The sequence below is a fragment of the Pseudomonas sp. GW823-FHT05G12 genome (genome assembly GCF_058795575.1).
In genome coordinates this window covers 2,362,071-2,374,589 of the sequence record NZ_CM179501.1, presented here as the reverse complement: position 1 = coordinate 2,374,589, position 12,519 = coordinate 2,362,071, and the positions used below count along the sequence as shown (strand labels likewise).

The 12,519-nt window shown below is 57.4% G+C and carries 9 protein-coding genes; all 9 read right to left on the bottom strand.

Annotated elements, in window-relative coordinates:
* Positions 1–77: 77 nt before the first annotated feature.
* The 9 genes from tla1 to tssB all read right to left on the bottom strand — a co-directional run bounded on the left by tla1 (position 78) and on the right by tssB (position 12,444).
* Positions 78–881: a toxin Tle1 chaperone Tla1 gene (gene tla1 / locus AC3RCM_RS10840; RefSeq protein WP_409322152.1), complete on the bottom strand. Its 804-nt coding sequence runs from the start codon at positions 879–881 to the stop codon at positions 78–80.
* Positions 878–3,262, bottom strand: a complete 2,385-nt coding sequence (locus AC3RCM_RS10835) for a type VI secretion system Vgr family protein (RefSeq protein WP_457250625.1) — start codon at positions 3,260–3,262, stop codon at positions 878–880. Before AC3RCM_RS10835 ends, tla1 begins: the two co-directional genes overlap by 4 nt.
* A 2-nt stretch (positions 3,263–3,264) precedes the next feature.
* Positions 3,265–5,919, bottom strand: a complete 2,655-nt coding sequence (tssH, locus tag AC3RCM_RS10830) for a type VI secretion system ATPase TssH (RefSeq protein WP_492629685.1) — start codon at positions 5,917–5,919, stop codon at positions 3,265–3,267.
* A gap of 148 nt (positions 5,920–6,067) precedes the next feature.
* On the bottom strand, positions 6,068–6,559 hold the full coding sequence (locus AC3RCM_RS10825; protein ID WP_104887814.1) for an Hcp family type VI secretion system effector: 492 nt from the start codon (positions 6,557–6,559) through the stop codon (positions 6,068–6,070).
* A gap of 15 nt (positions 6,560–6,574) precedes the next feature.
* Positions 6,575–8,305 (bottom strand): OmpA family protein, encoded by a 1,731-nt coding sequence (locus AC3RCM_RS10820; RefSeq protein WP_492629684.1) that lies wholly within the window; start codon positions 8,303–8,305, stop codon positions 6,575–6,577.
* A gap of 5 nt (positions 8,306–8,310) precedes the next feature.
* Positions 8,311–8,991 carry a type VI secretion system protein TssL, short form gene (tssL, locus tag AC3RCM_RS10815; protein ID WP_104887816.1) on the bottom strand — a complete coding sequence of 227 codons (681 nt, stop codon included), beginning with the start codon at positions 8,989–8,991 and terminating at the stop codon, positions 8,311–8,313.
* Positions 8,988–10,343: a type VI secretion system baseplate subunit TssK gene (tssK, locus tag AC3RCM_RS10810; RefSeq protein WP_265959414.1), complete on the bottom strand. Its 1,356-nt coding sequence runs from the start codon at positions 10,341–10,343 to the stop codon at positions 8,988–8,990. Before tssK ends, tssL begins: the two co-directional genes overlap by 4 nt.
* 24 nt (positions 10,344–10,367) lie before the next feature.
* Positions 10,368–11,906, bottom strand: a complete 1,539-nt coding sequence (gene tssC / locus AC3RCM_RS10805) for a type VI secretion system contractile sheath large subunit (protein ID WP_004576423.1) — start codon at positions 11,904–11,906, stop codon at positions 10,368–10,370.
* Between the two features lie 34 nt (positions 11,907–11,940).
* Entirely contained in the window at positions 11,941–12,444 is a 504-nt protein-coding gene (gene tssB, locus AC3RCM_RS10800; protein ID WP_004576422.1) for a type VI secretion system contractile sheath small subunit, read from the bottom strand.
* Between the last annotated feature and the right edge of the window lie 75 nt (positions 12,445–12,519).

Below are 12,519 nucleotides of genomic sequence, written 5' to 3'. Positions count from 1 at the left end.
TGCGGGAACATCCGCTTGGGCGAGCGGGAGACTGACTAGAACCACTACCCTTCAGCCCATCAGCGGACGCCTTGCCTTCAATGTTTTTCCCCAATTGCAGGTTCGCTTACCCAGCTCTTGCGCACCTGCTCCAGGGTAAGTGCCTCGCGCTGACTGCTTGTCAGCAGACCCGCCGAACTGGCGGCCAACATCCCGCTATAGCAACCGCAGAAACGCTGTTCCGCTCCCCATTCGCAGGGAAGTTCCGCAGCGAGACTAGCCATTGCTGCGGTAGCATCACTGGCACAACAGAGCACGTCGATCTGACTGTCACTAAGTTCAAGTGGCGTGAGCGAGTCGTCGATGACTGGACTTTGCGCTGTTCCAAACAGGTGCTGGGGCGTGCCATCGCGGTCAAGCCAACTCCAGAACAGAGCGGGCTGTAACAATGCTTGCTGCTGCTCGGGCGTCAGTACGTGACTGAACAGCAAGGGAAACAGCCGCGGATCGTAGTAACGCAGTAACCCCAGGCACCCTCCGTTGAGTGCCTCAATGCAGCGACCAAGGTGCTCTGCGAGTATTGGAAAGGGCCAATCAGACGCCAAGATCAATAACACTGGCAGACCTTGGGTGGCGTTCAGCAAACCGAGAAACCATTGCTTCTGCAATGGCTTTCTCAAATCAACCCGCACCAGCAGGGGGGCCAGATCCTCGGCACCTTCCTCAGGCAGCCCAGTGAACAGGGAGTAACAATCCAGCAGCGGGTCCACGCTAAGCACACTGGGGCGCATCGGTGACTCGCAACCAGCCTGGTCGATGATCACATGCAGATAGGTGGTCTGTGCCTGCTCGCACGCGCACAGCAGAAGGTTGAACCACGTGGTGCACGCTTGTGTGCTCATACTTGGGCCTCCCTGAGTACGAAGCCCTGTGCAGCGGCCTGCGCCCTCTTCAAGCATTCCTTGCACACTGTTCCCGGCAACTCAGGCAGCTCGAAGGATTCACCAGCAGGGGGATTGAATCTGTGCTTGCCCTTGAGACTGATCAGCCCCGGGCTATGAATCTGAATTTCGCCTTGCTCAGTAATACGGATGTAACCACCACCACAGCCAAGCGTAATGCCCTTTTTGGCCGTCAATTGGATATGGCCCTCCACAGACTGGAGGGTGTTGTCTTGCTGAGCAATCAGATTAAGCAAGTCGCCATGCGACTCGATTTCCAGCGGACCTTTGCCAGAGACCAGACGCATGCCCTGCAGCTGCGCCAAGAGAGAAATTCCTTGGCCGGAGTGGGCAAAGAGCCGTGTGCCTGCAGCCAAGTTGAGCTCTTCATCAGTTTGAGCATAGAGAGCTTCACCACTTTTCAGGAGCAGACTTGCCGGCGTCACGGTCCCAACACCATCAGGTGCGCTAATCAAGATTGCGGAACCTTTGAGGTTTTCTGCCTGAGCCTCGAACCGCCTCAAACCCTCGACATCAGGCTGGTGGCTACGATGGTTCTGTGCAATTTTGTGCCACTGGGTCAATTGTCGCTCCGCACTTTCTAACTGAGCGGTGGCGCGTTCCATGTTGAGGGCTTCGCCAGCAGCATCTGCTTGCACATCAGCGCTGATGAACAATCCCTTGCCACCACGGATCGCCCCCCAACCGTCGGTGCGCAACTCAAAACCCTCACCACGTTTTTGATTGTTAGCATCCACGAAATGCCCCAAATTGAGCTGGCTCTTACCACTGTGTTCAGTACTGAGCTTGACGTGCTCCTGCCCCCGCGTATCGTCCATGCGCAACTTGTTGTTCGCGGGTGTGCGCAACACGTTGCGTTTGTAGTTGCGCAGCGTGACATGGTCGGGGTGCTGGCTATCGTGCAGGGCATGCGCGATGTAGGGCCGGTCCGGGTCGCCTTGCTCGAACGCCACCGCCACTTCGGTGCCGCAGATCAGCGGCAGGTGCAGGCCATGGGTGTCGCCCGCGTAAGGTCGCGCCAGCCGTAGCCAGACACTCTCCTCGCCCGCTTTCCAACTGTCCCGATCGAACAGGAAGTTCACACGGTACCGACCTTCCAGGTCGATGTGGCCATAAGGATCGTTCTGCTGGGTACTGGTGACCCGCGCTGGTACCGTCCCGGCGATCTGCGGCTTGTTCGGCAATGGAGGTCGAAAGCATATCGACTCTGAGTAGGGAATCGCCTCGAAGGTGACTTCCAGACTACGGTCCCGTGCAGCCTCGACGGTCAGATGCGTCATGACGACCCCAGGCTCAAAGACCTGCGGTGCCCCTTCAGTTACTGTAACCACTTGCCCTGGGGCGAGTGTCACGCTGCTGCTGATGCCGCTGCAGCGGGTTTGGCCGTTGAGGAAGCGTTCATGGTTCAGGCGCGCGTAGAAGTAGCCACTTTCACTCTCCAATTCCTCATCCTGGGCAATTGCGTCACCCAGCGCGGTATAGGGTTCGCCGTAGTGGTAGCCCTCCCCGTACGTAGTCGTCGCACCCCGGCTATGATCCACGTCTCCCTCCAGGAAAGCCGTAGCATCGCGGTGGTGATAGGCGCGAACGTTGATGTGCTGCTCCACCACCTCATGGCTGACCTGCAGCGCCCAGACGCCATCCTGGCCGTTGCTGGTCAGGCCAGACAGGGGGCGGAGCGGCAGACTGACGTCGAACTGATAATGTTGCTGGTGATCGTGAAACTCGACAACGTCGATAAACAGCTTGTCGTTGTGCGTGAAGCGGTACCAAATGCCCACCTCTGCCAACAGGCGACTGATGAAGGCAAGGTCACTTTCACCGTACTGCATGACCTGTTCACGCTTGGGGTATTCGCGTAGCAGGTCGAACAGAAAGTGCTGCCCCTCAAACTGGTGGCGGCTGCGCAAGATGCTTTCGACGATCTCCGGAACCGACTGATGTTGGTAAATCCGGTACTGTTTGCCACGGCTGAGCAGCGCCAAGCGAGCCTGCAGGGTCACCTCATAACGGGCTTCATCTTTGGAGCTGGAGAGGCGCTTGAAACCCGTAATCACGCCATGCAACGTGCGTGACGCCGCCCCAGAGATCGCATTGGCCGGTGTCTGCTCTGACGACCCCATCTGAAAACTGGCGTCCTTCCCGAGGACTTTGGCGACATCAATATCCTGCGTGGAAGAGGTAAACGCCACCGTGTACATGAACGGTTGACTGAGCCATTCCTCACCTTTGAACGACAGTACATCGAGTTCGACGTCATCCAGTTCATCGATTTCAAGCGTGTAATGGTTGTGGGTGGGACCTAGTAAAGGCTTAGCCATGATCAAGCCCTCTCGGCAGCCAACAACGCCGCGTCGTGTTCATCCGAAAAGCTCAAACTGATGCCGGTGTCTTCGCAGAACCCAAGCGTTACCGTTTGAGCTGGCTGGCCATGGGCTTGGCGCTGCAGTAGCTGTTGGCTAAGTACCGGCAAAATCTGCTGGTTCAGCAGGCTGTCGATGTTGCGGGCGCCGGTATAGGGTAGCAGGCAGGCGACGACCAAGGCTTCGTAAAGTGAGTCGTCCACTTCGCACTGCAACCCGTAATGGCGCTGCAAACGCCTGGCAACCTGGTCGAGCTTGATCGCGACAATGCGCCTGAGCGCACCGGAGTCCAGCGGGCGGAAAATCAATGTCTGGAAACGTGCCAGCAGTGCAGGCTGGAAGTGCGCGCGCAGCACGGGCCGCAACAGTTCGTGCAACGCGGCGTCCTCGATATCTGGCTGTCGCTCCACACAACCTTGAAGCAGATCACTGCCGAGGTTGGAGGTCATCAGGATGACCGTGTTGCGGAAATCGATCTCTCGGCCTTCACCATCGCGCATGAAGCCACGATCGAAAACCTGGTAGAACAGGTTGAGTACATCTCGGTGGGCTTTCTCGACCTCGTCCAGCAACACGACGCTGTAGGGGCGCTGGCGAACGGCCTCGGTAAGCACACCACCCTGGCCGTAGCCAACATAACCAGGCGGTGACCCTTTCAGCTGGCTGACGGTGTGCGCCTCTTGGTACTCGGACATGTTGAGCGTGATGAGCGACTTCTCACCGCCGAACAGGCTACTGGCCAGGGCATGTGCTGTTTCCGTCTTGCCGATGCCACTGGTGCCGACCAGCAGGAAAACGCCCATCGGCGCGTTGTCGTTCGTCAACCCTGTTCGCGCGGCACGTAGCCGTTGAGCGAGTGCAAGCAGGGCCGAGTCCTGCCCAACAATGCGTTCGGCCAACTGATCTTCCAGGTTCAACAAGCTGGCATGTTCGTCCTTGAGCAAGCTACCAAGGGGCACCCCCGTCCAGTCGGCGATCACTTCAGCCACACTGCGGGCACACACGTCCAGCGATAGGAGCGGCCGACTCCCCTGTACGTAGCTCAGTTCCTGTTGCAGCTTCGCGCAGGCCGCTGTATCGACCTGCTCGGCCTGACGAACATTGAGCAACTGACGGGTAAGCTCAAGCTCTTGTTGATACTGCAGCTCCAGCGCAGCCTGCTGGCTCTCGAGATGAACCAGCTGGGCGTTGATCTTCGCCAAACGAGGCTCCATCAGCCTGCCAGTAAGCTGTGCATCCTCTTCCAACGCAGTTCGCTCTGCAGTCAGGGCCGTCTTTTGCGACTTCAGCTGGACCAGCGCCTGCGGCTCGCAATCGAGGCTCATACGAACGCGTGCGCACGCGGTGTCTATCAGGTCAACCGCTTTGTCCGGCAGGCGGCGCCCCGTCAGAAAACGCCGGGACAAACTAACCGCCGCCTGCACTGCAGCGTCTTGAACGTGCACGCCGTGATAGGTGGCGTAACGCGCTTTGAGCCCGCGCAGCATCAAGCAAGCATTGGCATCATCCGGCTCATCCACCTTGATCATCTGAAAGCGCCGCTCCAGCGCAGCATCGCGCTCGAAGTACTGCTTATATTCGCTCCAGGTCGTGGCAGCGATGGTTCGCAACTCGCCACGCGCCAAGGCAGGTTTCAGCAGGTTTGCGGCATCAGCGCCCCCCGGCTGGTTGCCAGCACCGATCAGGGTGTGCGCTTCATCGATAAATAACAGGATGGGTGTTTCCGATTGCTGGACGGCATCGATCACGTTCTTGAGCCGCTGCTCGAACTCACCTTTGACCCCGGCTCCAGCCTGAAGCAGCCCCAAGTCCAGCGTACGGATACTCACCGGTTTCAGGCTATCCGGGACTTCGCCGCTGGCAATGCGCAAAGCAAGTCCTTCGACCAGGGCGGTTTTCCCGACACCGGGATCTCCTACCAGGATGGGGTTGTTCTTGCGGCGACGGCTCAGTACGTCAATCACCTGACGAATTTCATCGTCACGTTCGAAGACTGGATCGATCTGCCCCGCTGCGGCCTTGGCGGTTACATCATGGCTGAACTGATCGAGGATCGCTGGCTGCGCCACATCGCTATCCGCAGCGCTTGTAGGCTTGGCCGTCCGTCCCGTCGCGGGGTTGAACGACACAGTCTGCACCAACTGCCTTTCTTCCGAATCCGATTCAAGCAGGGCTACCACCTGTTGCAGTTGTGTTGAACCTATACCCAATAGAGGCCAAGCGGCTGAGCACTTGAGTAAGTCCGGTGTCTCAATCAGGGCCGCCAACACATGCACGGAGCGCAATTGCTCACAGTCGCGATCCATCGATGCCAGTAGCCAGGCGCTGCTGATCAGTTGCTGCACTTCGAGACTTAGTTGGGGCTTGCTGAGCACGCTGCGCGGCAAGGTATTGAAGTACTCAAGCAGTCCTTGCCACAGGGCATCCACATCCAACCCATAACGGCGGGCGATGACCACAAGATCACCTTCTCCTTGCTCAAACAACTTCAACAACCAGTGTTCAATGCTGATATGACTGTGCCCACGTGCCTGACACAACGACGCTGCCGCCGTCAGTGCCTGGGTGCAATAAGCGTTGAGACGGCGGAGCAAGCGGGTAGGATCATGTGCCATACAGGGCATCCTTGTCGTCAATGGTCAACGTAACGTCATCAGTGGACGTATCTGAAACCGTGGTGTACTTGGCTGAGCGCCCGCACGCGGACGCTCAACCCAATACACTGGGGACCGTCAGCAATTACAGACCGACGGCCAAGTTCCATCAGGCGGTAGTACGTTCATTCCAGGAATCCGAATGGATGATGTTTCCATCCTTGAATGTCCAGGTGATTTTTTCGTAACGCAATTCGACCGATTCCAAATGGTTGTGCTTTTCTTTCTCAGGATCTTTGATGTCGTGCATTTTTGGTGCAACCTGAACGACCTTCACGTTCTCCAGCTTGGTATTGAAATACTCAACTTCCTGGCCGGCATCATTAATCTTGTACCACTTGAACTCCGCCGACTTGAGCGTTTGACCGGTTGTGACGGCCTTATAGAGATACGGGGAAGACGCATCAATCTCTTTGGTGAAAAGGAATGGGGTATGGATGCGCGTACCGGTCAATCTGCCAGTGTTGTTATCAGTCGGAATGTACAAGTTATGATCCTGAGCGACGACCTCGATACTCCCACCTCGATCTTGAACATCCACCGAGCCTTTGATATCGGCACCGCCATCGTCTTTCAGCCACAGGTAAACAGGAATAGCCATTTAGAAAATCCTCTTTCAAGTGTTGGAGGTCGCGGAATGCGACTGGGGTTGCAGGCCAGAAGCCGCAGTCGAGGACAGGCAAGCCCCCGCCTCCGGCACCAGGCGAATCTCAACTCGGCGATTGGCCGACCGTCCTTGTTCCGTGTCGTTGCTTGCAACTGGCTGGCTGGCTCCCAGGCCTTGCACCGCGAAGCAGTTGCTGGGGATGTCGCCCATGTGTTGAATCCAGTCGTGTACCGCGGCCGCACGTGCTCGCGACAAACGCAGGTTTTGTTCGTCGCTGCCGGTAGCGTCCGTGTGCCCCGTGATCACAATCAGCCAACCTGGCTGGGCCTTGATGCCCGCCAATGCAGTGACCAGGACCTTGGTTGAATCCGCCTTCAGCTGCGCACTGCCACTGCTGAAAAGCGAGAGGCTGTCCAAGCGAACCATTTGAGGGCTGGCAGGCGAAGACTGAGGCATCGTCGGGATACGGTGGCCGTTGATGGCCGCCAGCAATGACGGGCGCAGTTTTTCGCCCTGGTACAAGCCGAGGCCCAGCGACCACGGCTCACCCTGGCGGTAATAGTGGTCCAAGCGCTCGGCATCCTGACGAAGCACTGCCAGCGCGCCCTCCCGTTGGAGACCCTTGTCAGGCTCAGCACTCACCGAAGCAGTGGCATAGCGCCGTAAGTCTTCGGTGACCTGGCGTACCAGCAATGTGTTCTGCCATGCAGAGCTTACCAACGCGATGGAGGTTGCCAACACAAACAGCCAGCCCCCCACCAGCACCGCTCTGTGTTGCCTATTACGTTGAGCACTGCGAGGCAGCAAATGGAGCAGAGCGTCAGGGAACGGCAATGAAGCATAGGCATCATCAGACGTACCTTGGTCAAAGCTCAGCCCAGTCCGCTCCTGCAGCCAGCGGTGCCATAGGTTGTTGTCAGGGCGCTCGCTGGAATTGGGTGTCCATGCAAGGGCAAAGGCGGTGGCCGCGATCTCCTGGCGAGAAGTCCGCACGCGCATTTCCGACATACAGAGAGCTTTCAACCAGCCAGCAGCAGCGCTCAATTGCACAGTGTCTCGCAGTCGAGCAGCCCGGAGATCAGGATCCGCGCTCCAACCCTGCCATTCGGCCAGGCTCATGCACATACCTGATTCATGCACTTGCACGCTCGATTTGGCGCTTGCCCAGGTAAACCAGGCCGAGGTCTGCGAAGTGCTCTGGAAAAACCCCACCACCAGCAGCGACAGTGGGCTACCACGTTCGCGCAACCTCACAATCTGACGGTGCACATTGCGCAGTTCATTCGCCAACACTGCAACATCTGTATGGACGGAGGGATCCACGACCCACATGACACTCAGCTGTTCATTCCATTCGGGCCTTTGCAGCAACAGGCTGGCAATCGTCGTGGGCAGCTTCTGCGCGTCGGGCACCCGGACATAGCAACCCTCCCCCGTTACCCGCAATGCCCATTGCTCAGCGGGTAACGGACCAAACAGCTCAGCCAGACAATCGCCTACCACCAAGACAACCGGATGGCGGTAGGATCCTGCAGGTAGGCTAGTGCCCTTGCTCCACTGCAGTTCATGTCCCTCGCCGCCGGCAATCCGCCTGCTTCGGCGCCATGCTGCCCACACTCCGCCCGTGACGACCACGGCGATCGTGAGCTGCCACTCAACAGCAAGCGGAAGCGTGGCAATGAGCAGCAAGGACAACGTTCCGACCCATAGCCAGAGCCCCTGCTCCTGTCTCAGCTGCATCTCGCTCACCCCTGCACCGGCAGGAGCGAGGCCACTGCCTCACCCAGCGTATGGTCAAGCCCCCACCAGAGGCCTATCAGCAGGCCAGATGCGGCCACCACGTGGACCAGAGGAGACTGCAGCCAACCCCACATCGGGAGGTGTGAAGTAGGCCCTATCTGGGTGACCAGGGACTGACTTGTGTCAAGGGGCGGTACATGCGCATCGATTGCAGCGAACAATTGCTGCCGCTCTGGATGATTCACTTCGCGGTAGCGCCCCCGAAAACCGAGCATCAGCGCCCGCTGAAAGACCGTGAAGACATAAGGGTGTGCAGAGGCCTCCCGAAGCACGGTGCGCATGTCTTCATAAAGCGATTCCCCCGCCTGATGACTGCTGAAAAACTTGGCCTGCAAGGTCTCCATTGCCCAGTCCTCATGGGCCTTACCTTCGGCGCAAGCGAGCACTGTCTCATCCAGCAAGGCACATTGCGCATGGCTGATAAGCTCGATGCTATGGCGATCCAGGCCCTCCTCCTGAAGAGAGGCCCGAACATGCTCGACATCCGCCACGCAACGCGGCCAAAGTTCCGGGCTACTGTGCACACCTGTGCCATGTCGCAACTCGACCACCAGCAAGTAGGTATCCTGTAACAAGGCGTCGATATCCACCTTGGCTGTGCCGGGTTTCTGCTGAGCGAGACTCATGAGCGCAGCACCGCGAACAGCTCAAGTGTGGCGTCCTGGAACACGCTCGGCACATAGAGCGCGCATACGCCGTCCTCCAACATGGCACGCCCTTTCTCATGCCCGAGATCCAGTGCGAAGTACTGGTTTTCCAAACGCAGCGGTATCGCCGCAGGCACATGGCTGAGGGGTTTCAAGGGCACGCCATCGAGTGCTGCATTGACGAGATAGTCCACATCATCAGGCGAGCCGATCTTGCACAGCCGTGGGAACTGGCTTTGCACTTGCACGGCTGGCAGCCGGCAGCGCACCGACAGGTAAAAGTCAGCCCCGTCTGGCTCAAGCAAACGAGGATCGTTCAGGGCCACCTGCCATCGGTTGGCACTGCGCGCTTCGAGTACCAAAGCCAGCACACGTGACGGCAGGCTCGCTTCCAGCAATGTGGAGAGCGTACGCATCAACGGCGGGAAAACAGACTCAAGGTGCGTATGCTGATAGGCAGGAATGTCCTCGACACTCTGGTCCAACGAAAACGTCAACAGCGCCCCCGCGCATTTCACCAACTGCTGGTACACCAACTCCGGATGCCGAGCAGGGTGTGCTTTAAGGTCTGCCAGCACCGGCTGATAGGTATTCAACGCGTTGAGCAACCAGAACAATGTCACATCAGCGACAGCAAAATCTGCCATGCGCTGGTTGCTCTCGCGACGCATCCCCATCAGCCGCTCACGTTTGGAGGACAGCTGGGTCAGCAAGTTATCCAGCTGAAGTAACAATCCAGCGTGCGCATCAAACCTCAGCAACGGGGGGATGTAATCCTGATCAATTTCCCAACGCCCCCGCCCATCCCGGACAAGGCGTGCCACTGGGCAGGTGAGGTAGTCTGCGTTGTCATCTTCATTCAGGCGCAAGCTCAGTGCATGTTCGAGTACGCTGATTGACTGCACCTCATCGGTATAGTGATCCTGTACATCCCGCCACACTTGGCGGTATCTGACCGGGCGCTCAACTCGGGCACCCTCGAACAGACAGTTGTTGCCATTGGCCTGTTCCAGCGGCAAAGCGAGCACCACCGTTGCCGCTTGACTGTCGTCAGGCAGCGCCCGGGACAGTTCCAGGGCACTGGGAAGCCGATCCAATCGATCCGTGTCAATCAGCGTTCCATCGGGCATGCACACCTGCAGCCGAGTGGCCAGGAGTTTGCCTAGCTGCAGTGCGTCCGCATCAAATGCGACTGCGCGAATACCCCACGGATGAACCCATGCCAAGGAAGCAACTGCCTGGTTGGTCCACGATTCAAAGCGGGCCTGCTGCTGAAACTGCTGCGCAGACAACACCACACCGGACGCCCACATAGGCCGATCGATCTTCACGATTAGTAACTCCCGGGTTCGCCGTCAGGATTTAGCTTTGGGCATCTGCGAAACCAACGACAGGTTGATGTCCATACCCTCAACCTGGAAATGCGGCACCGCAAACAGCTTGACTCTGAAGAAGCCTGGGTTGTCATCAATATCTTCGACAACCACCTTTGCCTCCCTCAGCGGATGAGACGCCTGCAAGTCATCGCCGGGGTCCGTCATTTCGGTAACCAAGCCGCTGATCCACCTATTCAATTCCAGTTCCAACAGGCGGCGATCCTTGGTTGTGCCGATGTTCTCCCGCTGGATGAGTTTCAGATAGTGAGCGATGCGCGAAAGCAGGAAGACATAAGGCAGCCGAGCGTTGATACGACTGTTGGCCGTGGCCTCAGGTGTGTCATAGATCGCCGGCTTATGCGCTGAGTTCGCGGAGAAAAAGCACGCATAATCGCGATTCTTGTAGTACGACAACGGAATCAACCCAAGATTGGCAAACTCAAACTCGCGGGTTTCCGGAATCATCACTTCCGAAGGAATCTTGACCTGACTGCCCGTACCCATGTCATAGAGATGGATCGGCAGATTCGTTACAGCACCCCCTGATTGCGGCCCTCGAATTTGTACGCACCAACCATTGGCTATAAAGCTTTTGACCATATTGGCTGCAAACGCGAACGTCGAGCTTACCCAGAGGTACTTGCTGTGATCCGGCCCCTTGACTCGCTCTTCATAGTTAAACAGCCGAACCGGACTCGTATCAGGCCCGTAAGGCAGTCGCCCCAACGTACAGGGCAATGTGGCGCCGACATAGCGGGCATCATCGCTTTCAGCGAAAGCGTGCCATTTGATGTACTCAGCACGGTCCATGTAGTTGCCGATATCCTTGATCGCGGCGACCTCCTCCATTGTTTGCTTGCCAAAGAACGCAGGGCCCATCGAGCACAAGAATGGCATATGAGCGGAGGCCGCAACTTTCGAGATATTCCGCAACAGTGCAATGTCTTGCGCCCCACGGCCAAACTCGTAGTTTGAGACCGCCGCCGCAATAGGCTCACCACCCGGCGTATCGTATTCCTGAGTATACGTATGCAGGTACATGCCGCTTTGAGCGATTTCGGGCGCATCTTCGAAGTCCTGGGCCAGATGCTCTTTACTGATATCCAACAACTCGATGCGGACGTTCTGGCGGAAGTCCGTCTGATCGATCAACGACTTCGCCCCACGCCAGATCGACTCTACACGCTGAAAGTCAGGATGATGCATCACTTCGTCCAGCTGACTGCTGATCTGGGCATCAATCGAGGCAATGTGTTCGTCCAGCAGGGCCCTGTCCAGACGCTCCACTTTCGGGGAGACTTGCTTGAGCCGCTCAAGAAAAACACTTACAGACGCAGTAACACGCTGATTGGGTGTTGCCTCAGACAGAACATCCACACTCTGGTAGGCGTCGATACCGCCCATCTGCTCAAGGGGTTCGAGATTTATTTTTTCAAACAATGTGTGATAGACATTCTGGCTGTCCTCCACCCGCACAGTGGCGCCACGCGATTGCGCAGAGGATTGCTCTTCGGACATTTGTTAGCTTCCCGTCTGTAGAGATGATGGTTTTCTAGCATCCGCCTTGAGGGGCAAGGGCAGCCAGTTCCTTACGCAGTTCATTACTCAGCGCTTCATCTTTCAGTATGCGTTCCAACTCGGCACGGAACGTGGCGTTATCCAAGAGATTGGCTTTCAACTCACGCAGCAGGTTGCGCATCGCCAGCAGCGCACGTAATTGGGGTATCTGTCGAGCGACCTGTTCGGGCTCGAAGTCCTTCATCCGCTGAAAACTCAGTTCAACAGGCGTTTCTCCACCTTCGCTGGCCAGCGTATCTTCAACGACCAGTTTGAGGCTCGGTGAAAACTCCAAGAGCACACTGTCAAAATTATTTTTATTGACATTAACCTTGCTCCGTTCGGACAGCGGACGCTGCTCTTTTCCGTTACTGTAATCCCCCATCAGCATGAGCTTAAGCGGCAGCTCAACCTTACGCTGGGCCCCACCCGTATGAAGATCAAGTTTAATATTGACGCGCGCCCTCGGCACCTCACTTTGAAAACTGCCTGAAGCCATAACTCCTCCTGAAGCCACTGGAAACGGCCTCGACGAAAGTGACATCACTGACAACGATCCATTTCAGGCCCATTG

Bases quoted from the DNA above. Each gene is read 5' to 3' on its own strand.
- tla1 (WP_409322152.1), bottom strand. From the start codon at position 881: ATGAGCACACAAGCGTGCACCACGTGGTTCAACCTTCTGCTGTGCGCG.
- AC3RCM_RS10835 (WP_457250625.1), bottom strand. From the start codon at position 3,262: ATGGCTAAGCCTTTACTAGGTCCCACCCACAACCATTACACGCTTGAA.
- tssH (WP_492629685.1), bottom strand. From the start codon at position 5,919: ATGGCACATGATCCTACCCGCTTGCTCCGCCGTCTCAACGCTTATTGC.
- AC3RCM_RS10825 (WP_104887814.1), bottom strand. From the start codon at position 6,559: ATGGCTATTCCTGTTTACCTGTGGCTGAAAGACGATGGCGGTGCCGAT.
- AC3RCM_RS10820 (WP_492629684.1), bottom strand. From the start codon at position 8,305: ATGCAGCTGAGACAGGAGCAGGGGCTCTGGCTATGGGTCGGAACGTTG.
- tssL (WP_104887816.1), bottom strand. From the start codon at position 8,991: ATGAGTCTCGCTCAGCAGAAACCCGGCACAGCCAAGGTGGATATCGAC.
- tssC (WP_004576423.1), bottom strand. From the start codon at position 11,906: ATGTCCGAAGAGCAATCCTCTGCGCAATCGCGTGGCGCCACTGTGCGG.
- tssB (WP_004576422.1), bottom strand. From the start codon at position 12,444: ATGGCTTCAGGCAGTTTTCAAAGTGAGGTGCCGAGGGCGCGCGTCAAT.